Source organism: Frondihabitans sp. 4ASC-45 (assembly GCF_049472575.1).
In the GTDB taxonomy this organism is placed as follows: domain Bacteria; phylum Actinomycetota; class Actinomycetes; order Actinomycetales; family Microbacteriaceae; genus Frondihabitans.
The window spans coordinates 279,449-302,118 of the sequence record NZ_JBCEBN010000003.1; the positions used below are offsets into that span (position 1 = coordinate 279,449).

At 68.0% G+C, this 22,670-nt stretch carries 19 protein-coding genes and 1 tRNA gene; 6 read left to right on the forward strand and 14 right to left on the reverse strand.

The window, feature by feature from the left end; all coding sequences use genetic code 11:
- Positions 1-75: 75 nt before the first annotated feature.
- Positions 76-723 carry a PAQR family membrane homeostasis protein TrhA gene (gene trhA / locus VH571_RS07485; protein WP_423263972.1) on the forward strand — a complete coding sequence of 216 codons (648 nt, stop codon included), beginning with the start codon at positions 76-78 and terminating at the stop codon, positions 721-723.
- A 16-nt stretch (positions 724-739) separates the two neighbouring features.
- Here the strand turns inward: trhA and VH571_RS07490 are convergent, their stop codons facing one another.
- Both VH571_RS07490 and mca read right to left on the reverse strand, forming a co-directional pair.
- A complete protein-coding gene (locus VH571_RS07490) occupies positions 740-1,042 on the reverse strand; it encodes a hypothetical protein (protein WP_423263974.1) in 303 nt (100 codons plus the stop codon).
- A 17-nt stretch (positions 1,043-1,059) separates the two neighbouring features.
- Positions 1,060-1,944, reverse strand: coding sequence for a mycothiol conjugate amidase Mca (mca, locus tag VH571_RS07495; protein WP_233573073.1), 885 nt, complete (start codon positions 1,942-1,944; stop codon positions 1,060-1,062).
- Positions 1,945-1,993: 49 nt separating this feature from the next.
- Here mca and VH571_RS07500 point away from each other — a divergent pair, with 49 nt between their 5' ends.
- Positions 1,994-2,449: a DUF4307 domain-containing protein gene (locus tag VH571_RS07500; protein WP_423263976.1), complete on the forward strand. Its 456-nt coding sequence runs from the start codon at positions 1,994-1,996 to the stop codon at positions 2,447-2,449.
- Between the two features lie 83 nt (positions 2,450-2,532).
- The gene (greA, locus tag VH571_RS07505; protein WP_123942945.1) at positions 2,533-3,024 is read left to right on the forward strand and encodes a transcription elongation factor GreA; all 492 of its coding nucleotides are present in this window, start codon (positions 2,533-2,535) and stop codon (positions 3,022-3,024) included.
- Positions 3,025-3,119: 95 nt separating this feature from the next.
- Here greA and ilvA read toward each other — a convergent pair whose 3' ends face one another.
- Positions 3,120-4,361 carry a threonine ammonia-lyase gene (ilvA, locus tag VH571_RS07510; protein WP_055963253.1) on the reverse strand — a complete coding sequence of 414 codons (1,242 nt, stop codon included), beginning with the start codon at positions 4,359-4,361 and terminating at the stop codon, positions 3,120-3,122.
- A 69-nt stretch (positions 4,362-4,430) separates the two neighbouring features.
- Here ilvA and VH571_RS07515 point away from each other — a divergent pair, with 69 nt between their 5' ends.
- A complete protein-coding gene (locus VH571_RS07515) occupies positions 4,431-5,648 on the forward strand; it encodes a winged helix-turn-helix domain-containing protein (RefSeq protein ID WP_423263978.1) in 1,218 nt (405 codons plus the stop codon).
- 47 nt (positions 5,649-5,695) lie between these two features.
- Here VH571_RS07515 and VH571_RS07520 read toward each other — a convergent pair whose 3' ends face one another.
- Positions 5,696-6,277 carry a LemA family protein gene (locus VH571_RS07520; protein WP_055963258.1) on the reverse strand — a complete coding sequence of 194 codons (582 nt, stop codon included), beginning with the start codon at positions 6,275-6,277 and terminating at the stop codon, positions 5,696-5,698.
- A 308-nt stretch (positions 6,278-6,585) separates the two neighbouring features.
- On the opposite strand from VH571_RS07520, the gene VH571_RS07525 reads away from it, so the two are divergent.
- On the forward strand, positions 6,586-8,817 hold the full coding sequence (locus VH571_RS07525; RefSeq protein ID WP_423263980.1) for a hypothetical protein: 2,232 nt from the start codon (positions 6,586-6,588) through the stop codon (positions 8,815-8,817).
- Positions 8,818-8,825: 8 nt separating this feature from the next.
- Here VH571_RS07525 and VH571_RS07530 read toward each other — a convergent pair.
- The 9 genes from VH571_RS07530 to VH571_RS07570 all read right to left on the reverse strand — a co-directional run bounded on the left by VH571_RS07530 (position 8,826) and on the right by VH571_RS07570 (position 17,704).
- Positions 8,826-8,899: transfer RNA gene (locus VH571_RS07530), tRNA-Leu, on the reverse strand.
- Positions 8,900-8,977: 78 nt separating this feature from the next.
- Positions 8,978-10,507 carry an NAD(P)/FAD-dependent oxidoreductase gene (locus VH571_RS07535; protein WP_423263981.1) on the reverse strand — a complete coding sequence of 510 codons (1,530 nt, stop codon included), beginning with the start codon at positions 10,505-10,507 and terminating at the stop codon, positions 8,978-8,980.
- A 39-nt stretch (positions 10,508-10,546) separates the two neighbouring features.
- Positions 10,547-11,806: a S8 family peptidase gene (locus tag VH571_RS07540; protein ID WP_423263982.1), complete on the reverse strand. Its 1,260-nt coding sequence runs from the start codon at positions 11,804-11,806 to the stop codon at positions 10,547-10,549.
- A 5-nt stretch (positions 11,807-11,811) separates the two neighbouring features.
- Positions 11,812-12,375, reverse strand: a complete 564-nt coding sequence (locus tag VH571_RS07545; protein WP_423263983.1) for a DUF501 domain-containing protein — start codon at positions 12,373-12,375, stop codon at positions 11,812-11,814.
- Positions 12,376-12,404: 29 nt separating this feature from the next.
- The gene (locus VH571_RS07550) at positions 12,405-12,944 is read right to left on the reverse strand and encodes an FtsB family cell division protein (protein WP_423263985.1); all 540 of its coding nucleotides are present in this window, start codon (positions 12,942-12,944) and stop codon (positions 12,405-12,407) included.
- A gap of 327 nt (positions 12,945-13,271) precedes the next feature.
- Positions 13,272-14,552, reverse strand: a complete 1,281-nt coding sequence (gene eno / locus VH571_RS07555) for a phosphopyruvate hydratase (protein ID WP_055963271.1) — start codon at positions 14,550-14,552, stop codon at positions 13,272-13,274.
- 111 nt (positions 14,553-14,663) lie between these two features.
- The gene (gene hisS, locus VH571_RS07560; RefSeq protein ID WP_423263986.1) at positions 14,664-15,902 is read right to left on the reverse strand and encodes a histidine--tRNA ligase; all 1,239 of its coding nucleotides are present in this window, start codon (positions 15,900-15,902) and stop codon (positions 14,664-14,666) included.
- A 287-nt stretch (positions 15,903-16,189) separates the two neighbouring features.
- Entirely contained in the window at positions 16,190-16,789 is a 600-nt protein-coding gene (locus VH571_RS07565) for a TetR/AcrR family transcriptional regulator (RefSeq protein WP_423263987.1), read from the reverse strand.
- A gap of 210 nt (positions 16,790-16,999) precedes the next feature.
- Positions 17,000-17,704 carry a MazG nucleotide pyrophosphohydrolase domain-containing protein gene (locus tag VH571_RS07570; RefSeq protein WP_423263988.1) on the reverse strand — a complete coding sequence of 235 codons (705 nt, stop codon included), beginning with the start codon at positions 17,702-17,704 and terminating at the stop codon, positions 17,000-17,002.
- Between the two features lie 106 nt (positions 17,705-17,810).
- On the opposite strand from VH571_RS07570, the gene VH571_RS07575 reads away from it, so the two are divergent.
- Positions 17,811-19,001: a Na+/H+ antiporter NhaA gene (locus tag VH571_RS07575; RefSeq protein ID WP_423263989.1), complete on the forward strand. Its 1,191-nt coding sequence runs from the start codon at positions 17,811-17,813 to the stop codon at positions 18,999-19,001.
- Here the strand turns inward: VH571_RS07575 and mfd are convergent.
- Positions 18,998-22,621, reverse strand: coding sequence for a transcription-repair coupling factor (gene mfd, locus VH571_RS07580; protein WP_123942962.1), 3,624 nt, complete (start codon positions 22,619-22,621; stop codon positions 18,998-19,000). The genes VH571_RS07575 and mfd overlap by 4 nt on opposite strands.
- Between the last annotated feature and the right edge of the window lie 49 nt (positions 22,622-22,670).

Here is a 22,670-nt window from a genome sequence, read left to right on the forward strand (position 1 = left end):
ACGAGAAGTGTCACATGCAAATACAGGTCTGTGAACTCCTGGCGGATAGCCAGAAAAGCCCCCTACGATCGGTGGATGACCGCTCTTAGCACCCAGCTCGAGGTCAAACCCACCTGGCGCGGGTGGATTCACGCCGCGACCTTTCCCGTGGCGATCGCGCTCGGCGTCGTCCTCGTGAGTCTCGCCGTGGGTACACCTGCCAAGGCGTCGACGGCCGTGTACTTCGGCACGTCACTGCTGCTCTTCGGAGTGTCGGCGACCTACCACCGCTTCAACTGGAAGCCGAAGGCGAAGCTGCTGCTCAAGCGCCTCGACCACTCCAACATCTTCCTGCTGATCGCCGGTACCTACACTCCCCTTGCCGTCTTGAGCCTCCCGCACGACAAGGCGGTCATCCTGCTCTGGCTCGTCTGGGGCGGGGCCTTCGCCGGCATCGCCTTCCGCGTTTTCTGGACGAGCGCGCCTCGCTGGCTCTACACCCCGCTCTACGTGCTCCTCGGCGTGGGTGCTCTGCTCTACGTGCGCGAATTGATCGCCAATAACCCCGCGTCAATGATCCTGGTTCTCGCGGGCGGGCTCCTCTACATCATCGGAGCCGTCTGCTACGGCGCGAAACGTCCGAATCTCATCCCGGGCGTCTTCGGCTTCCACGAGCTCTTTCACGCCCTGACCGTGCTGGCGTTCCTCTGCCACTGGACGGCCGTGCTGCTCGTCGCGATCTAGCGCCGCTCTCGCGGGTTCAGCGAGACGAGCCCGAGTCGTCCGTCTCGCCGCGCAACTCGTCGTCGAGCCCGGCGGCCGCCCTCGCGGCCTCCTCGCGCTCCGCCTCGATCTGCTCGCGCACTTCGCCCCGATAGCGGGTACGCCGCACTCGACGTGTCATGTCGACGATCAAGAACACCGTGGCCAGGGCGACGCCGAAGATCGCCAGGAACCCGATCCATCCGGGCGTGACGACGCTGTCGGGGACGGTCTGGACCCCCGGTGAAGACGGGTTGCCGGTTTCGGCAAGGATCCTCGTCGCCAGTGCACTGATTGACACCGAGACGGCCAACACGCTCACTCGGTCACGCCCGCGAAGAGGTCGGTCTCGGGCAGCGTGGTCTCGACCTTGGAGTCGATGAGCTGGAAGTCTTCGGTCGGCCAGACCCTGGCCTGCAGCTCGTGGGAGTGCAAGAAGAAGAATCCAGTGGGGTCGACCTGGCTCGCGTGCGCTCGCAGCGCATCGTCGCGCGCCGGGAACGAATCGGCGACGTTCACGTGTGTTGTCGACGGGTCGGCTCGTTCGCCCCAGCGTTCGAACATCTCATCCATCTGCGTGAGCACGGGAGAGTCAGGAGTCTCGACCTTGATGGCCTCGTAGATCGCCCGCATTCGCGTGGTGTTCATGATGCGGTCGTAGTAGAGCTTCGACACCTGCCAGGCAGGGCCCGCGTGGGGGTAGCGCGCGGGGTCGGCGGCAGCCTCGTAGGCCGCGACCGAGACCTCGTGGGTGCGGATGTGGTCGGGGTGGGGGTAGCCGCCGTTCTCGTCATAAGTGAGGAGCACGTGGGGCTTGAACCGACGCACGATGCGCACGAGCGGCTCGGTCGAGATCTCGAGGGGAATGGTTGCGAACGAGTTGACCGCGACGCTCTCGCCCTCCTCGGGCAACCCGGAGTCGCTGTACCCGAGCCAGACATGGTCGACACCCATGGCCTCTTGAGCGCGGGCCATCTCGAGGATCCGCAGCCCGGCGATGTCCCGCTCGGCGTGCGCCCGCGCCTCGAGGTGCTCGTTAAGGATCGACCCCTGCTCGCCTCCCGTGCAGCTCACCACCAAGACCTCGACCCCGGCCTTGCGGTAGTGAGCGTACGTAGCGGAGCCCTTGCTCGACTCGTCGTCGGGATGGGCGTGGACTGCCAGCAGGCGCAATGGCACGGTGGTACCTCGGATCTCGGTCACGGCCAGCGTTGCTAACCTCTACCCAAGGATAATCGGACGGAGACCGCAGGTGGCGCCCACCCCCTCGAGCAACAGCACGAGCGCACCGCAGTCGTCGGCAGCACCCGCGGGCGACAGCAAGCTCGACGTCCGTTACGGCCGCACTCGCGCCTTCCGTCTGCGGCGTCGCTGGATCGCCGCAATCGCCGGCGGCGTGGTCGTGGTCGTCTTCGGAGCCTGGGTGCTCTTCGCAGCTTTCGATGGCACGAGCGCCACCATCGAGTCGAACGACGCCGGGTATGAGATCCAGGACGCCCACTCAGCAACCGTGCGCTCGCAGATCAGCGTCGATCCGGGCACGAAGGTCGACTGCTCGATTCAGGTGCTCAACTCGGGCTTCGACGTGGTCGGCTGGAAGGTCGTCCACTTCCCCGCATCGACGAGTCAGAACAACACCTACACGACCGACCTCAAGACCATGAACCGCGGAGTCACGGGCTTGATCGACAAGTGCTGGCTGCCGTAAACTCTCGTGATTCCCGCTCGAGACCGGCCACACGGCCGGTCTCCTTTTTTCAGCCACCCACCCTTCGGGGTATTGGAGCAACCATGAGCAACGCAGAAACGACCACCTGGCTCTCGCAGGAGGCCTACGACCGACTGGCCGCCGAGCTCGAGACCCTCAGCACTTCGGGCCGCGACGAGATCGTCGGCCGCATCTCGGCCGCGCGCGAAGAGGGCGATCTGAAAGAGAACGGCGGCTACCACGCGGCCAAAGACGAGCAGGCGAAGATCGAGGCGCGCATCCGCACCCTGATCAACCTCCTCAAGACGGCGACCATCTCGGAGGGCGCGGCCGACACCGGCATCGTCGGCCCCGGCATGCTCATCACGGCGACCATCGCCGGCGACGAGTCGACGTTCGTGCTCGGCAGCCGTGAGATCATCGCGCCCGGCAGCGACCTCACCGTCTACAGCCCGACGAGCCCGCTCGGCGAGGCGATCGAGGGCAAGAAGGCCGGCGACTCGACCTCGTACACGGCTCCCAACGGCAAAGAGATCGCCGTCGCGATCTCGTCGGTCGCGCCCTACAGCTTCTAGCCCGTCACGACAGAAGGCCCAGGATCCAACGCGACTCGCGCTGGATCCTGGGCCTTCTGTCGCGCGGACGCGCCAGCGTCGCGGACCGTCAGCGCCTACGAGGCTGCGGGCTGCGGCGTGAAGCCATTGTCGCGCAGACGCTCCATGACCTGCTCGGCGTGGTCGGGGCCGCGTGTCTCGACGCTGAGCTCGAGTTCGACCTCGCTGATCTGAAGGCCACGGCCGTGCCGGGTGTGCAGCACTTCGACCACGTTCGCGTTGGCCTCCGAGATGATCTCGGAGACGCGGGCGAGCTGACCCGGCCGGTCGGGAAGCATGACGCGGAAGTGCAGGTACCGGTCGCTGGCGGCGAGGCCGCGGCTGATCACGCGTTCCATCATGAGCGGGTCGATGTTGCCGCCCGAGAGCACGATGACGGTCGTTCCGGTCGGCTGCACCTGCTCGGTGAGCACGGCGGCCACGCCCACGGCTCCGGCGGGCTCCACGACCTGCTTGGCCCGTTCGAGCAGCACCAGGATCGCGCGGGCGGTGTCGTCGTCTTTGACCGTCACGACCTCGTCGACGACGTCGCGGGCGATCGCGAAGTTGAGCACTCCGGGCTTGGCCACGGCGATACCGTCGGCGATCGTCGGCGTGGGAACGACCGCGGTCGCCTCGCCCAGCTTCATCGAGATCGCGTAGGGCGCCGAGTTCGCCGCCTGGACGCCGACGATGCGGATCGTTCCGCCGGTCTCGCGCCGAGCCTGGGTGACCGCACTGGCCACCCCGGCAATGAGGCCGCCGCCGCCGATGCTCATGATGATCGTCTCGACGTCGGGCACCTGGTCGAGGATCTCGAGGCCGAGCGTGCCCTGGCCCGCGATCACGTCGGGGTGGTCGTAGGGCGGGATGAAGACGGCGCCGGTCTCGTCGGAGAACTCTTTCGCCGCTCGCAGGGCGTCTTCGACGGAGTTGCCGCCGAGCACCACATCGGCGCCGTAGTCGCGGGTCGCCTGCAGCTTCGGAAGCGCCACGCCTACCGGCATGAAGATCGTCGCCGTGATGCCGAGCTCGCGAGCCGCCAGCGCGACGCCCTGAGCATGGTTGCCGGCACTCGCCGCCACGACGCCGTGGGCGCGCTCGTCGGCGTCGAGCTGCGACAGCCGGTTGTAGGCCCCGCGGATCTTGTACGAGCCCGTGCGCTGGAGGTTCTCGCACTTGAGGTACACCTTCGCGCCGAGCGCCTGACTCAAGAAAGACGAGCTCTCCATCGGCGTGACGTGCGCCACGTGCGAGACGCGCTCGCGGGCTTCTCGGAACTCGGCAAGTGTCGGGCCAGCCAGGGTCACATCCGTCATGGAAGAAGTGTAGGCGGCGAAACCCCGATTGAGGATCCGTATGTCGGTAGCGGCATCTATCCTCAGACCGTGCTCCCGTCCAGCGTTTCTCCCGCTCTCGCCCGTCGCGTCGCCCTGGCGGCGCAAGGGTTCGGTCGCGTCCCGTCCGGGCCCGTGGCGACGCGTCAACTCAACACCCTCATCGATCGTCTCGGCCTCTTGCAGATCGATTCCGTCAACGTGTTCGAGCGCAGCCACTATCTGCCGATCTACGCCCGGCTCGGATCCTTCGATCGGTCTCTGCTCGACCGACTCACCTTTGCCCGAGGGGGCCGCTACACCGAATACTGGGCGCACGAGGCGGCGTTCCTCCCGACGACCGATTGGCCGCTCTGGCGCTGGCGGATGGAGCACTACCGCGACTACTACGCCGCCCGGCCCGACTCATGGGCGTCGGCCAACACCGCGACGCTCGACTGGTTGCGGGCGGAGCTCCGGGCATCCGGGCCCCTGCCGGCGAGTGCGATCGAGGCCGATGCCGTGATCGGCGCCGAGTCGACCGCGCGGCGCGGTCCGTGGTGGGGCTGGAGCGACGTCAAGCAGGGGCTCGAGGTGCTCTTTCGCACGGGCGAGGTCGTTAGCGCCGGTCGCACCCGCTTCGAGCGCGCCTACGGTCTTCCCGACCAGGTACTGCCCTCGGCGGTGCTCGATCGCACGGTCTCGCGTGCCGACGCGCACCGGGCGCTCGTCTCGCACGCCGCCCGGGCTCACGGTATCGGCACCGCGTCCGACATCGCCGACTACTTCCGGCTCAAGGCGGCCGACGTCGCTCCGGCCTTGGCCGATCTGGCCGAGGCCGGCGAGATCACTCAGGTCTCGGTCGACGGCTGGGGCCGGCCAGGGTGGCTGCACGCCGAGGCGAGACTGCCCCGACGAATCGAGGCCGACGCGCTGCTCTCGCCGTTCGACCCGATCGTATGGGAGCGCGCGCGGGCCGAGCGCCTCTTCGGGTTCCACTACCGGATCGAGATCTACACGCCGCAGCCCAAGCGAGTCTTCGGCTACTACGTGCTGCCGGTGCTGCAAGACGAGGCGCTGGTCGGTCGGGTCGACCTCAAAAGCGACCGTCAGGCCGGAGTGCTGCGGGTACAGGCGGCGTGGCATGAGGCGGGCCAGACAATCGACGTCGAGCGGTTGGCGGCCCTGCTCCGCCGGACGGCCGAGTGGCAGGGCCTGGAGTCACTCGAGGTGATGCCGCGTGGCGACCTCGCGTCCGCGCTGACTGCTGCCGTCCGCGCCAACTCCTAAAGAAAGCGCCTGAGCACTCGCCGGGTTCGCCTCAGAACTGCACGCGGTCAGAACTGCACGCGGGGGGGCTCGGCGATCGCCGACGGCTCTGCCACCTCGAAGAAGTCGCGCGAGGTGAATCCGAGCCGCTTCGAGAAGAGGGTGTTCGGGAACACCGTGGTCTTCGTGTTGAACTCACGAACGCCGCCGTTGTAGAACCGCCTCGACCCTTGGATCTTGTCTTCGGTTTCGACGAGCTCTGACTGCAGTTGAAGGAAGTTCTGGCTCGACTGCAGCTGAGGGTAGGCCTCGGCCACGGCGAAGATGCTCTTCAGCGACTTCTGCATGTGGCTCTCGGCGACCGCGGCCTCGGCCGGACTCGTGGCGCTCAGCGTCTCGGCACGCGCCTTGGTCACGCTCTCGAAGACCCCCGACTCGTGAGTGGCATACCCCTTTACCGTGCTGATGATGTTGGGGATGAGGTCACCCCGACGCTTCAGCTGGACGGTGATATCGCTCCACGCCTCATCGACGCGCACCTTGAGGGTGACCAACGAGTTATAGGTCGCCCACAGGTAGATGCCGAAGATGATGAGCAGCAGCACGACGATGCCTGCTGCGATGAGAATGCCGATGAGGGCGGAATCCATGGTTGAGATACTCCTTGTCGATCCGGGGATCACTATAAACGGGCTGAATGGGGGCTCCATGCGCGGGGGGCATTCTCGGAGGCAACTCACGCCCAGCGGCGGTTTCGACGGATCCTTGGCCTTGTGCCTGTGGGCACTTGTAACAATTCACGGAGATTTCACGTACTCCGCCGTTCGAACGATTGACTTGTACCCCGCAACTTGGCTTACTGGGGGCAGTGCTCACCAACACGACCCCCAGCTCCCGACGCTCCGTGGCCATGGCCAGCGGGCGAGTTCGTCGTGGGCGGGTACCCGCAGCGATCTGCATGGCAGCACTAGCCCTCGTTCTGATCGTCTCGGGTCTCTCGGTCGCTCCGTCCGCAGCCGAGGCGGCGCCGACGAGCGCGACGCCGACACCCTCGCAGGGCATCGGCACACCGGCCCCGCCCGTCGCCCCGACGATCTCGGTCGCCGACTCCCCGCGCGCCCGGGTGACGGTGTCAGGAACAGCCACGCCCTCGGCACATCTGCGCGTGCTCGACCCCGTCCACCCCGCATCGTCGCTCTGCACCTCGACAGCCACTGCCGACGGGCGCTGGTCGTGTGAAGTCGTTCTCGTGTCAGGCGCCGGCCAGACTCTCACCGTGCGTGACCTCACCGACACCGCGCTCGGCGACGTCCAGTCGGCTCCGTTCTCGGTGCTCGCCGCCCCGGTGCTGACGACCGGGTCGGGAGTCGACATCGGAGCCCGCGTCCAGGGGACGGGCTATCCCGGCGCTCGAGTTACGGTGACGACCGACGGCAAGGCTGCGGCGACAGCGATCGTCAGCGACGCGGGGCAGTGGAGCACCGTGCTCTCGGCCGCGACGACACCGTCCGGTCGCTACAGCGTTCAGGCGACGCAGTCGTCGTCGCGCGTGCCGGCGGTTCCTGTTTCGTCCGCCTCCGCCGCGGTCACCGTCACGATCGATCGCGATGCCCCGGCTGCGCCGACGATCGTCCACCCCGCGCAGGGCTCCACCATCAGCCGGCAACCCGTGGTCTTCGACGGCACCGGCGAAAGCGGTTCCACCGTCACCACCTACGTCGACAGCAATCCCGTCTGCACCGCCGTCGTGAAGAACGGCGCATGGAGCTGCAGTTCGGAGGGCCTCCTCCTCCCGTCCGGAGACCGCCGGGTCCAGGCTGCTCAGCGCGACACCGCCGGCAACTACGGTGCGCCCAGTGCGGCCGTCCTGGTCACATTCGCCCCGTCGTCGCCATCGGCCACGCCCTCGACTCCGTCGGCGACTCCGTCCGCCCAGCCCACGACGCCATCCGACTCGACGGAGCCGTCTGCCGCTCCCCCGACGGGCACGCCGACCAGCCCCGGTACCCCGGGCGGCGGGTCGCCCAGCGGTGGCTCGTCCGGTTCCGGTGGGTCGACCGGATCAGGCGGAGGCACCGGCGGCAGTGGTTCAGGCGGCGGTTCAGGAAGCGGCTCAGGATCCCTCGGCTCGGGTTCCGCCTCGACCCCCGGCGTCATCGATAGTTCGTCGTGGTCGGGCCCGACCGGTTTCGGCGGCACCCTCCCGACGCTGTCGCAGGGTCTCGGCGGCTGGTCGTGGATGTGGGCCCTCGTTATCGGCCTCGTCTTCCTCCTCCTGGTCGTCGCACCCCTGCGCCTTGCTGCCTCGGCGCTGGGCGGTCGGCTCGCCGGACGAGCCCACCGACTCGCGGGCCGCAACCGCTCGCTCTCCGACCGCGACGAGCGGTCGGTCCTCTCGCCGACCGCAGGGGTCGTCCTGGCCCTCGCGGTCGGCGCCGTGCTCGTCGCCCTCGCCGCGGGCGTCGACGACCAGGTGCGCTACATCCGGCTCGTCGTGGCGATCGCCGTCGGAATCGCCCTGATCAACGGTCTCGGCGTCGTGCTCCCCACCTGGCTCCTCGGGCGTCGTCTCGGGCTGCGCCTCTCCCTCTCCGTTTCGCCCCGCCTGCTCGTCGGAGCCGTGGCGGCGTGTGTGGCAACCCGGGTGCTGGGCATCGACCCGCCGCTCGCCCTCGGAGTGCTCCTCGCTGCGGGCCTCGCCGACGCGGGTGGGCGCGTTCTCGAAGCGAGCACGGTCGATGCACGCGGCCGCGACACCGGGCGGGACGACGAACGGCGAGACGACGTCCGAACGGGCGGTGTCCTCGCCACGGCCCAACTGGGATCCTTGGCCGGTCTGTCGTTCCTCGCATGGATCGCGCACGGGCTCATGCCGGCCTCGAGCACTGCGTTCGCCGCCGAGATCACGCGGGAGGCGCTGGCGACGATGTGTCTGGCGGGTCTTGGATCCTTGATCGTCTTGCTGGTTCCGCTCGGAGCCCTACCCGGCCGCGCTCTCTACGCCTGGTCGCGGCCGACGCTGGTCGGGTTCGCCGTGATCGGCGTCGCCATGGCCTCCGTCGTCTATCTCGGCGGCCCTGACGAGACGTTCCCGATGCTGCCGCTCGTGATCGCCTCCGCGGCATTCGCGACCCTTGCCGTGGGCGCCTGGGCCTGGGTGCGCTTCGTCGAGCCCGGCGACGACATCTGACGAGCGAGTGCCCCCGCAGGGACTCGAACCCTGACTGAAGCGATTTTAAGTCGCCTGCCTCTGCCGATTGGGCTACGGGGGCGTGCCCGTCAAGCGTACTGAACGGGCCGCGAAACGCGTGATGCCCCCGCAGGACGGGGGCATCACGACTAACGACGAGCTATTCGGCGGCGGGGGCCTTCTCAGCCGGCGCCTTCTTGGCAGCCGGCTTGCGCGCCGGAGCCTTCTTAGCGGCGGGCTTCGACTCCGCAGCCACCGGCTCAGCCTTCGTCTCACCGTCGGCGGGAGTGGCGTACGCGGGGCCGGGCTGGCCGGCAACCTTGCCGATTTCGGGGGCGGGAGCTGCTGCGGGCCCGTCGGCCGGAGCCGCGGGCTTCGGGCGCGAGGCAAACTCCTCGAAGGCGGCGCGCGGCCTCGTGACGTTGTCGAGCGACGCGATGTCGCGGCCGAGCACGAAGTTGTTGGCCCAACCGGTCACGACGCGAATCTTGCGCTCCCACGACGGCATGGCCATGCCGTGGTAGCCGCGGTGCGCCATCCACGCCGGGAATCCCTTGAGGGCGAACTTGCCGCTCTGGAACACACCGATACCGATACCGAGACCGGCGACGGCTCCGAGGTTGTCGTGGCGGTAGTCTTTCGTGTTTTCGCCACGGAGGTCGGCCGTGAGGTTCTTCGCGAGCTGCTTGCCCATGCGAACGGCGTGCTGGGCGTTCGGCACGCAGAAGCCGCCGACGCCGCCGCCGGTGAGGTCGGGCGTCGCCGCGACGTCGCCGCAGGCCCAGGCGTCGGGCACGACGGTGCCGTCTTCGGTCACGACGCGGAGGTCGGGCTGCACCGAGATGCGGCCGCGGGCCTCGATCGGGAAGTCGGTGTTGCGAACCACCGGGTTGGCCATGACGCCGGCCGTCCAGATGATGAGGTCGGACTCGAACGACTCACCGGTCGACAGCTCGACCTTGCCGCCGACGGCCGACTGCAGCTGCGTGTCGAGGTGGACGATGGCCTGGCGCTCGGCGAGGTTCTTGAGCACCCAGTGGCTCGTCTCGAGGGCGACCTCGGGCATGATGCGACCCATCGCCTCAATGAGGTGAAAGTGGGTGTCGTCGATGGTGAGGTTCGGGTAGTTCTTGAGCAGGTCGGTCGCGAAACTGCGCAGCTCGGCGAAGATCTCGATGCCGGCGAAGCCGCCACCGACGACGACGGTGGTGAGCAGGCGGTCGCGCTCGGGGCCGGCGTCGAGGTTCGCGGCCTTCTGGAAGTTGGTGAGGAGCTTGTCGCGGATGGCCTCGGCCTCCTCGATCGTCTTGAGGCCGATGGCCTCGTCGGCGACACCCGGAATCGGGAACGTGCGCGAGACGGCACCAGCGGTCATGACGATCTGGTCGTACTCTTCCGTCCACTCGGGGCCGACCTCGGGGGTGATCGTCGCGGTCTTCGTCGCGTGGTCGACCTTCGTCACCTTGGCCGTGACGACGTTGGTGCGAGTCAGGTGGCGTCGCAGCGACACGATGGCATGACGCGGCTCGATCGAACCGGCTGCGACCTCGGGAAGGAACGGCTGGTAGGTCATGTAGGGCAGCGGGTCGACCACGGTGACCTCGGCCTCGCCCTTTCGCAGCCACTTCTCGAGCTTCCAGGCGGTGTAGAAACCGGCGTAGCCGCCGCCGACGATCAGGATTTTGGGCACGAGGGATGAACTCCTAGATAGGTGTGGACGGGAAACAGGCTAGCGCCTGCTTCGCAGACGACTGAAATGGCGAACGGCCCCGATGACGACGACCAGCACACTGACCCCGAGACCAGAATAAACCGCGAGGGGGATCCCCGCAGATCTCCAGGTCTCGACACTCGGGAGGAATCCAGCGCTTCCGTCTCTATTCGCCACCGCGGTCGTCGGGCTCGCGGTCACCGGCGCGGAGGGCTCGGGCGATGAGGTCGGCTGCGGCGAGGCTTCGGCCCGGCGGTGGAGCCGGATCCACTCTGCGAGGTCGCCGACGGGGTTCGTCGAGACGCTCGACACGCTCCTGGTGACGGCCGCGTCGGCGTCGACCAGACCGTGGCCGTAGATCGGGCCGGGCGACGGCGACCCCTTGGGCGTGGCCGTCGAGACGATCCGCTGGATCACGTCGTCGGCCGAGATTCCGGGGTGGCTGGCGAAGACGAGGGCGGCGATGCCCGAGACCAGCGGGGCGGCGCCACTCGTGCCGGACCACAGCAGGTATTGCCCGCCCGGCCCCACACCGACGAGCCCTTCGCTCGGTGCCGCGACCCCGATCGTGATCCCCTGGCTCGACGCGTCGAAACTCGCGTTCTTCGACTGATCGACGCCGGCCACGGTCAGCACTCCCGGCATCGTCGCCGGGGCACCCACCTCGTCGGTTCCGCTCCCCCGGTTTCCGGCGGCGGCGATGACCACCGCACCCTTCTTCATGGCGTAGAGAAAAGCGTCGTCCCAGCTCGTGGGCCAGTCGAGGGTGTTGCGGGTCAGCGACATGTTGATGACCTTGGCCCCGTGGTCGACCGCCCAGCGCACGGCCGTGGCGATCTGCTCGTCGGCATTGTTCGCCTTGGCGCCGAAACCGACCGAGATCGAGAGGATCTTCGCCTCGGGCGCGACGCCGATCACTCCGGAACCCGAACCGGCGCCCCTGCCGGCGATGAGCGAAGCGACCAGGGTGCCGTGCGCGGAGTCGTCGCCGATCGGCGTCTGCCCGTTCGACGATCCGCTCCCCGAGAAGTCCGCGCCACCGACGACGGCGCCCTGCAACTCAGCGACCGAGCCGTCCACTCCCGAATCGATCACGGCCACCGTGACGCCCTGGCCGCGGGTGGTGTTCCACGCCTGCTCGATGCCGTAGTCGCTGAGCCAGTACTCCCGATCGCGGATCGAGTCGGCAGACGCTGCGGTGGCCGGGAGAAGGACGCCGGGGATCACCAGCGCGGAGACGACAGCCACGGCGGCCGCGAACGCTCCGAGCCGGCGCACTCTGGTCAGCCCTCGGATCCTGCGGTCGCGTCGGTCGCGTCGGGGCGCTCTGCGCCGTCGGCGGAGTAGTCGGGGCAGGTGCACACGTCGGGGCTCCAGGTCGCTCGTTCGAGCGCGAGGTCACCGAACGGGTTGACGCCGGGCCCGGCGGCGAGGGCGTGACCGGCCAGGGCGTGGAGGCACTTGACGCGCTCGGGCATGCCGCCGGCTGTCACGTGATCGATCTCGTCGACGTGCTCGATGCCCTCGCGATCGGCGAGGTACGCCTCATGAGCCGCACGATAGCTCTGCTGCAGGTCGGCGCTGTCGGCGAGCAGCTCGGTGTATTCGGCCATGACGCCGGTCGCCTCGAGAGTCGAAATCGCGGCCGTGGCACCCGGGTGGCACAGGTAGTACAGGGTCGGAAAAGGCGTTCCGTCGGCCAGGCGGGGCTTGGTCGAGACCACGGTCGGATTGCCGCAGACGCAGCGCGCGGCGATGCCGATCACGTTGCGCGCCGGGCGACCGAGCTGCTGAGAGACGACGAAGATGTCGTGCTCGGTGACGGGGGCGAAGGGTGGCGTGGTCATGGAGTGATCAGAATACCCGGCCCGTGCGCCTACTTGGCGCCCTTCAGGTCGGGCGACACGAGCTTCGCCGCGGGCTCGTCGGTCAGGCCCGCGTCGAGAACAGACGCGGTCATCGCCCCGACCCAGTCGACCTGCGGGTTCTGGATGTCTTTGGTGATCTTCGTTCCGGCCTCGGTCTTCGCGGCTGTCTCGGACTTCGTCGCCGCATCGTCCATCACGAGGTAGCTGTACTCGCCCGGATAGACGTACAACAGGCGATCGCGGGCCTGGGCCTCGATGTAGGCGGGGTCGTTCCACCGGGCGACCGTGTCTTTGAGATCGTCGACGTTCTGCTTCTGCGCATCGACGTCGGACTGCAGCGACGTGATCTGCTGCTGCTGCTGGATCAGCGTCTTCAGGCTCGGCGCGAGGATGATCACGAACAGCACGATGATCACGAGCATCAGCAGGCTGAACCCCGAGACGCGCATGCCACGCAGCCAGCCGCCGGCCGCCGTCTCCATCGCCGGCAGGGTCACCGGCACGCGTCGGGTCGTTCCGCCTTCGCGGTCGGAGGGTGAGCTAGCCATGCCTCGACCCTAGGCGACGCCCGGCCGCCTCTGGGCCAGCGCGCGCGTGCCGCCCGAATTCGAAGGAGATTCCCGCCTCCGGCGACGAGAAATCAAGGATCCGAGGGGGTCGCCCGGCAGTTTCTCCTTCGAATTCGGCAGGGGGCCGGCGCCGCGAGAAGTTCAGCCCCGCCGAGCTGACGAAGTGACGCGGTTCGGCCAATTCGACCTGGCTCGCCGCGTCGTTTTGGCCGATCCGCGTCGCTTTTGCCAAAGCGCGTCGCCGAGCGCACGCACGCAAAAGCCCGCCCCGCACCGAAGCGCGAGACGGGCCTCCTGCAGCAGTCGCTACGCGGTGAAGCGCGGGAACGCCGAGGCGCCGGCGTATACCGCGGCCTCGCCGAGCTCCTCTTCGATGCGGAGCAGCTGGTTGTACTTCGCGACGCGCTCGGAGCGAGCCGGGGCGCCGGTCTTGATCTGACCGCCATCGGTGGCGACGGCGAGGTCGGAGATCGTCGTGTCTTCGGTCTCGCCGGAGCGGTGCGACATCACGGTCTTGTAGCCGCTGCGCTGTGCGAGGGCCACGGCGTCGAGCGTCTCGGTGAGCGTGCCGATCTGGTTGACCTTGACGAGCAACGCGTTGGCGGCGCCGTTCTCGATGCCCTTGGCGAGGCGCGTCGGGTTGGTGACGAAGAGGTCGTCGCCGACGATCTGCGTCTTCGAGCCGATGACGGACGTGAGGTGCGCCCAGCCCTCCCAGTCGTCTTCGTCGAGAGGGTCTTCGATGGTGACGAGGGGGTAGGACGCGACGAGCTCTTCGTAGTAGGCCGACATCTCTTCGGCCGACTTCGATGCACCCTCGAAGGAGTACGAGCCGTTCGAGAAGAACTCGCTGGAGGCGACGTCGAGGCCGAGTGCGATGTCTTTGCCGGGGGTGAAGCCGGCCTTGGTGATCGCCTCGACGAGGAGGTCGAGAGCGGCACGGTTGCTGGAGAGGTTGGGGGCGAAGCCACCCTCATCACCGAGGCCGGTCGAGAGGCCCTGCGACTTCAGCTCGCTCTTGAGCACGTGGTACGTCTCGGTACCCCAGCGGAGGGCCTCGGAGAAGCTGGATGCACCGATCGGCAGGATCATGAACTCCTGGATGTCGACGTTGCTGTCGGCGTGGGAGCCACCGTTGATGACGTTCATCATCGGCACGGGCAGCGTGTGCGCGTTCGGGCCACCGAGGTAGCGGAACAGTGGCAGGTCGGCCGAGTCGGCGGCGGCGCGGGCGACGGCGAGTGACACGCCGAGGATCGCGTTCGCGCCGAGGCGCTTCTTGTTGTCGGTGCCGTCGAGGTCGATCATGGCCTTGTCGATGACGCGCTGATCGGTGGCGTCGAGACCTTCGATCTCGGGGCCGATCTCGTCGATGACGGCGGCGACGGCCTTGAGAACACCCTTGCCCTGGTAGCGACCCTTGTCGCCGTCGCGAAGCTCGTAGGCCTCGAATGCGCCGGTCGATGCGCCGGAGGGCACTGCCGCGCGCGCGACGACACCGTCGTCGAGCAGAACTTCGACCTCGACGGTCGGGTTGCCTCGCGAGTCGAGGATTTCGCGAGCGCCTACTGCGTCGATTGCTGCCACGGATAACTCCTTAGGATCGTCTGTTTTCGCTCAGGCTCGAAGCCCGCGCCCAATCCTAGTAGGGCGCCTTAACGCCGGAGGGGGTTCTCCACAGGCTGCCCGATGCCTCTTCTACGACAGGGAGCGGAAGGAGAGATCGGCGGCCGTCGCGGTGCTGTCGGAGACCGTGGCGAACGACTCGAAGCCCTGTTCCTTCAGGCCGGCGAGCTGGTTCTTGAGGTTCTTCGCCTTGCGGTCGAGGCGGACGCGGGTTCCGTGAGCGGCGAGCTCGTGCTGCAGACGCACGAGAGCGGCCGGTTCAGCGCCCGCGTCGTAGAGGAGGACGACGCCGTCGCCGGATCCTTCACCCGAAAGCTCGACGAGATCAACCAGACGCTCAAAGCCGAGCGAGAATCCGGCCGCAGGCACGTCCACGCCCAGGAACCGACCGATCATGCCGTCGTAGCGACCGCCGCCGCCGAGCGAGTAGCCGAAGTCGGGGTGCGCCACCTCGAAAATCGTTCCGGTGTAGTAGCCCATTCCCCGCACGAGCGTGGGGTCGAACTCGAGGCGGGCGCCGGGCAGAGCGTCTCGGAGCGAGACCAGATCGGCGAACGCGGCCGCGTCGAGCCAGTCAGCATCGGCGACCGATTCCCAGGTGGCGCCGGAGAGCTCGCCCAGAGCCTCGGCCAGACCGTCGACCGGGACCCCGATCGAGGCGAGCTCGGTGACGACACCGTCGACGCCGACCTTGTCGAGCTTGTCGACGATCACGAGCGCGTGGTCGAACCGGTCGACGGGAACGCCCCAGTGCGAGAGAAGGGCGACGAGGATCCGGCGGTCGTTGATCCGGATAGTCGTGCCCGCCAGCCCGAGCCCGTCGAGCACGGCCGACGTGGCACTGAGCAGCTCGATCTCGGCCATCGGGCCCGGCTCTCCGATGATGTCGATGTCGCACTGGACGAACTGTCGGTAGCGCCCTTTCTGCGGTCTCTCGGCTCGCCAGACGGGCGCGATCTGAATCGCGCGGAACACCCCGGGGAGAGTCGCGCGGTGCGTCGCGTAAAAACGCGCGAGCGGCACGGTCAGGTCGAAGCGGAGGCCGAGGTCGGCGAGCTCGAGCGGCTCGGAGGCCGCGGCGAGCTTCTCGGGCGTGATGCCGCGCTTCATGATGGCGAAGGCGAGCTTCTCGTTATCGCCCCCCAGCCCGGCGTGAAGGCGGTCGCTCTCCTCCGCCACGGGCGTCTCGATCTCGTCGAAGCCAAAGGATCGATAGGTCGACCGGATGCGGTCGAGGATCAGGTCGCGGCGACGCTTGTCGGCGGGGAGGAAGTCGCGCATTCCGCGCGGCGGAGTGACGGAGGAGGCCATGCGATCAGTCTTTCAGAGTCCGACGAGCGCTTCTGCGCTCCATTCTGGTTGTCGAGATGTGACATTTCATGTATTCTCGAAGCACCCGATCGGGTGGCCAACCGTTTCACACCGACCACCCCCCAAGACCGGCAGGCGCGAATCGGGTTGCGCGCCTTGCCTGCCCGGCAGCTCGTCCCTTCCCTGCGGTGACGAGCTGGTCCGGCCGGCGGCGCCCCGCTCCCTAGGCGGGGCCCCGCCACTTCGTTCCAACAGACTTCGCGTAGGCCCTGCGTCGATCCCACGCCTCAGACAGTGGCGGGGGTGGCTGCCACTCGCATCCGCTCGGCGAAAGTCGCAACGTGACGACGAAAAACGTCGGCGACCTCCTCCGTCGCTCCCGTCGCCAGGGCGTCGTACTGCAGGCCATAGACGGTGTCGGTGAACAGCCGCGCCTCGACCATAGCCACAGCCTCGGGCACCCCCTGCGAAACGCACCACTTCCGCGTAAAACCCTGCCATTTGGCGACTGCCGAGCGTGCGACGCCCGGCTCGGCGCCGTCGATCATCTCGAGCATGGCGGCCTCGTATTCGAGACGCTGGAGTTGGAGGTTGTAGGGCGTCGACACTTTCTGCCACGCCGACTCCATGAAGTCGAGCCAACCCTGCTCGTCGAGGGTGGTGGGGTCGACCGCGAGGAGGTCGTCCTGGCGCGCCACGATGGCTCGTACGATCTCGTCGACGAGCTGCGCGCGATTGCCGAAGTGGTAGACGAAAACGTAGGTGCTTACGCCCAACGCTTCGGCGAGTGTGCGGAACGAGACGGTGGCGAGAGTCCGCCCGGCGAGGTGTTCGAGGATCTGGCCCAAGAGCTCCGGCTTGCGTGTCGGGTCGGGCTTTCTCGGCATCACACTCGTCTTTCGTACCGTCGCCGCGATGAGCCACCCTGCGCGACCCCAGCGACCAACGCTCACCATAACAGAGGGTGGACGGCAGGGGTCCGCCTGGTGAAATACTGAAAGTGACCAGGTGACATTTTACTGTGGTGTAGGGTTATTCCATCGCGCTGAACAAGCGCGGTCGAGCATGGCTGATCACCTGCTCGGGCGGGGTCCCCTCTATTCGGGTTGTGGGGTGCCCCGCCGTCTCTTCTCTTCTTCCTGCTCCACCTCGGCAACCCGAAGGGCAGCCTCGCGTCGGCGCACGGCGCCGCGAAGAGCTCGCTCGGCATCCCATCCGCGGGCCGACGCCCGATCCACCTCCGCTAAGAGGGCCGAGCCCCACGCGGCCTCGCTGTCGGCGTCGAGAAGCGAGCCGTCGGATCCTGCGCTCGGTTCTGAGACGGCCAACGACTCCGCGCGCGCCGCGATCTTCTGCGCTCTCGCCAGAGCCGGCAGTCCCGCGGGCACGCCCTCGAACCGGCTGCTCCGAGCCGCCTTCTCTCGGGCCTTCGCCGCCGACCAGAGCCTCACGATGTCGTCGACGCCGTCGGCCCGGTCGTCGCCGAACACGTGCGGATGACGCCGTCGGATCTTCGCGTCGACCTCCGTCACGACCGCGGCGAGGTCGAATCCGGAACCGTTCCGCTCGGCGATCGCCGCGTGCAGAACGACCTGGTAAAGGACGTCGCCGAGCTCCTCGCGAATGTCGGCCGGTTTCCCGTCTTCGATCGCCTCGACGAGCTCGGAGGTCTCTTCGACCAGGTAGGTGACGAGCGACTCGTGCGTCTGCGCGCGATTCCACTCGCACCCGGGCGGATCGAGCAAAGCACCGACCGTCGCCTCGAGGGCGGAGAGGGCGGCCGATGCCGGGGAAGACGTCACGTGATGCCTGCTTTCTGCGCCTGTCGGTGCTCAACGATAGAATGGGCATTGGTGAGTCGGGAAGTCTGGTCGACACTTCTCTGCCCGACCCTCCCGACAGGAACCCATGCCGAACCTGCTCCGCTCTGAGCGCGCCTCCGCCGTTCTTCTTCTCGCCGCCGCCGTTCTCGGCCTCGTCCTCGCCAATCTGTCGACCGGGCCCGGCCTCCTCGCCCTCAAAGACCACCACCTGTCGATTCCGCTCATCGGGCTCGACCTGTCGATCGGGCACTGGATCTCTGACGGCCTCCTGGCCCTCTTCTTCTTCGTCGTCGCGGTCGACCTCAAGCACGAGCTCGTCAAGGGACAGCTCAACTCGCTCTCGAAGGCGATCGTCCCGGCCATCGCGGCCATCGGCGGAGTCGCGGCGCCCGCCGCCGTCTACCTCATCTTCACGGCCGGTTCGTCGTACGCCTCCGGCTGGCCCGTGCCCACGGCCACCGACATCGCCTTCGCGCTGGGCGTGCTCGCCGTGTTCGGCCGGGGTCTGCCGGGGCGCATCCGCGTCTTCCTCCTCGCGCTCGCCGTACTCGACGACCTGGTCGCAATCCTCATCATCGCCGTCTTCTTCACCCACGACAGCAGCCCGCTCTACCTCGGCCTGGGAGTTCTCGGCGTCGTCGCCACCTTCGCGGCCGGCCGGCTGCTCGGACGACGACAAGGATCCCTCGGGGTCGCGGCAGTCGCCCTCGTCACCGTTCTGGCAGTGGTCACCTGGTACCTCGTCCTGAGCTCCGGGGTCCACGCGACCATTGCAGCCGTCGCCGTCGGCCTCGTGCTGCCGCTGGGGCCCGCGCGCAAGGCCGTGCACGCGCTCGAGCCCTTCGTGAATGGCATCGTGCTGCCCGTCTTCGCGTTCGCTGCGGCCGCCGTGGCCGTCCCGAGCGTGGGTCTCGGCGAGCTGAGCCCGGTATTCTGGGCGATCGTCGTCGCGCTTCCCGTCGGCAAGCTGATCGGTATCACCCTCGCCGGCGGTCTTGCCTCGAGAGTGTTCCGCGATCCCGACCCGGCGAGGCGCGGGCAGATTCTGAGCACGACCGAGCTCATCACCGTCGCGATGCTCGGCGGCATCGGATTCACGGTGTCGCTCCTGATGAACGAGCTGGCGTTCGCGCGAAGCGAGGAGATCGTTGACGAGGGCACGCTCGCGGTGCTCGTCGGGTCGGGGCTGTCGATCGTGATCGCCGGCGCGCTCGTGAGTATGCTGGCGCGAGCGCACCGCAAGCGGGATCGCGCCCGCGCAAGGCAACTCGCTTAGCTCGGTGCCGCCGCGCTGTCAGTCGGCCGCGCGGGCTCGGCCCCGTAGACGCTCGTCAGCAGCTGCTCGACCCAGGTGATCAGCTCGGCGTCGGGGAGGGCCTCGCCGTTCTTGCGCGGCATCGGCACGCTGACCGACTTCGTCTGGGCGAAGTAGCGCGCGCCCGGGAACAGCCGGGCGAGCCGGAGCTGCACGCTGTCGGCGAGTTCCATGGCCGCAACGCGCATGTTGGTTCCCATCGCGACGACCTCGCTGAGGCCGGTCTTCTGGGCCATCCTGCGAAGCCTCGACACCTCGATCAGGGCGAGGACCTCGGCGGGCGGTTCTCCGTAGCGGTCGGTCAGCTCTTCGAGCACCGAGTCGATCTGCTCGTCAGACGAGGTCGGCGACGACGCCGTCGAGAGCTTCTGGTACGCCTCGAGACGGAGGCGCTCGCTCTCGACGTAGTCTTCGGGAATGTGGGCGTCGACGGGCAACTCGAGCCTCAACTCGGTCTGCCCCTCCGCGACGTCGCCGCGGAAGGCGTTGACCGCTTCGCCGATCATGCGGAGGTAGAGGTCGAAGCCGACGCCAGCGATGTGACCGGACTGCTCGCCGCCGAGCAGGTTTCCCGCACCGCGGATCTCGAGGTCTTTCAGTGCCACCTGCATACCTGCGCCGAGCTCGTTGTTCGCGGCGATGGTCTCGAGGCGATCCTGAGCCGTCTCGGAGAGCGGCTTGTCGGCGTCGTAGAGGAAGTACGCGTAGCCGCGCTCACGGCCGCGGCCGACGCGGCCGCGCAGCTGGTGCAGCTGCGACAGACCGTAGCGATCGGCGCGATCGATGATGAGCGTGTTGGCATTGGCGATGTCGAGGCCGGTCTCGATGATCGTCGTCGAGACGAGCACGTCGAACTTGCGCTCCCAGAAGTCGACCATCACCTGTTCGAGCGCCGACTCGGGCATCTGCCCGTGCGCGATGGCCACCCGGGCCTCGGGCACGAGTTCGGCGAGCTGGGCGGCGACCCGGTTGATCGACGAGACACGGTTGTGCACGAAGAAAATCTGCCCCTCGCGGAGGAGCTCGCGACGGATCGCGGCGCCAATCTGACGTTCGCTGTTGGGGCCGACGAAGGTGAGGATCGGGTGACGGTCTTCGGGTGGAGTGGCCAGCGTCGACATCTCGCGGATGCCGGTGACGGCCATCTCGAGCGTGCGCGGGATCGGTGTGGCGCTCATCGCGAGGATGTCGACGTTCGTCTTCAGCTTTTTGAGCTGGTCTTTGTGCTCGACGCCGAAGCGCTGCTCTTCGTCGATGATCACGAGCCCGAGGTCTTTGAACGAGAGCCCCTCGGTGAGAATGCGGTGCGTGCCGATGACGATGTCGACCGTCCCGTCGCCGATGCCCTTGATCGTCTCTTTCGACTCTTTGGCCGTCTGGAACCGGCTCAACGCTCGGAGGTGCACCGGGAACCCGGCGAATCGCTCGGAGAAGGTCTCCATGTGCTGCTTGACGAGGAGTGTCGTTGGCACGAGCATGGCGACCTGCTTGCCGTCTTGGATGGCTTTGAAGGCGGCACGGATAGCGACCTCGGTCTTGCCGTAGCCGACGTCGCCCGAGATGAGGCGATCCATCGGAATGGGGCGCTCCATGTCGGCCTTGATCTCGTCGATCGTGGTCAGCTGATCCGGCGTCTCGGCGAACGGGAAGGCCTCTTCGAGCTCGCGCTGCCAGGGAGTGTCGGGGCCGAAGGCGTGACCGCGCGAGGCCATTCGCGCCGAGTAGAGCTTGACCAGCTCGACGGCGATGTCGCGAACGGCCTTGCGCGCTTTGCCCTTCGCCTGAGACCAGTCGCTGCCGCCCATCTTCGAGAGCTTCGGCGCTTCGCCACCGACGTAGCGGCTCAGCAGGTCGAGCTGGTCGGTCGGCACGTAGAGACGATCGCCGGTTTGCCCGCGCTTCGACGGCGCGTATTCGAGCACGAGGTACTCGCGGCTGTGTTTGACGGCGTTGCGGCCGCCCGACGAGACCTCGCGGCTGGTGAGCTCGAGGAACCGGCCGATGCCGTGCGTGGAGTGCACGACGATGTCACCCGTCTTGAGTTGCAGGGGGTCGACGACGTTCTTTCGACGCGAGGCGAGCTTCTTGACCTGACGCCCGTCGTAGCCGGCGGCCCGACCGAAGAAGTCGGCCTCGCCGAGCACGGCGAGCTTCGCCTCGGGCACCTGGAAGCCGGCCTCGACACCGCCGGTGACGAGATGCACGACCCCCGGCTCGAGGTCGTCGCCAAGCGCCTCGACGATACGTGCCGCGACCCCGCGCTCGGCGAGGACGTCGCGGGCACGGTCGACGAGGCCCACGCCTCGGGCGGTGACGACGATGCTCCAGCCGGCGGCCGCGAGCTCGGCGACGTGCTCGACGGCACCCTCGGCGTTGCCGGAGAAGCTGGGGACGGTCTCGGCGTCGATCCGCACGTAGTCACCGGCCGACTCGATCCGCTCCTCGTCGCTCAGCACGACGCCGGAGTCGAACCCGGACAGCGACCACCAGGTGCGGTCGCCGGCCTGGAGGCGCAGGTCGCCGACGGTGAGGAAGTCGCCCGAGTCGAGGTCGATGGGTGCCTCGGCGCCGGCCGTGGCGGCACTCCAGGCTGCCTGGAGGAACTCGCGGTTGGTGTCGGCGAGGCTCTTGGCCCGCGACACGACGCGCTCCGGTGAGAGCACGGCGATGGCCGCCGACGGCGGCAGGTAGTGCGTGAGCGGCACGAGACGGTGCACGAGCGCCGGGGCCAGCGACTCCATTCCGTCGACGGGGATGCCCTGCCCGATCTTCTCGAGCATCTGCGCGAGGCTCGGGAACTCGTGCTGCATCTCGCGGGCCCGCTGGCGGACCGACTCGGTGAGCAGCATCTCGCGACTCGGCGGCAACTCGACCGTCTTCGCTTCGGTGTCGAGGCTGCGCTGGTCGGCGACCGCGAACAGGCGGATCTGGTCGATCTCGTCGCCGAAGAAGTCGACGCGGACGGGGTGCTCGGCCATCGGCGGGAACACGTCGAGGATGCCGCCGCGCACGGCGAACTCGCCACGACGCGTGACCATGTCGACGCGGGCGTAGGCGAGGTCGACCAGGCGCACAGCGATCGCCGAGAGGTCGTAGCCGCGCTCCCCCACGGTGAGCCGCACGGCATCGATGTCGGTGAGGTTGTCGGAGATCGGCTGGAGCGCGGCGCGCACGCCCGCGACGACCACGAGCGGGGCGACAGACGAAGGATCCGACGCGAACGCGGCTTGCCACTCGACCAGGCGCCGCAGTGCGTGGATGCGCTTGCCGACCGTCTCGGCGCTCGGGCTGAGCCGCTCGTGGGGAAGGGTCTCCCATGCGGGGAACTCGATCACCTCGGCGTCGGGCAGGTAGCTGGTCAGCGACGTGCGGACCGCCTCCGACTCGCGCCCGGTGGCGGTGATCACGAGAAGCGCCTGCGCCGCACCCGACCCTTCGGCACGACGGTCGAGGAGCCCGGCCAGCAGAGGCACGCGGAGGCCGTCGACGAGAGAGAAGTCGCTCGATCTCGTCGCCTGCTTCAGGGCAGAGTCGAACGTCGAGGCGCGCGAAAGCGCAGGAATCAAACCCTGGAGTATCACGGGTTCGAGTCTACGTGCCGCCTCCGACACCGGCCCGGGAGTCCGCGCA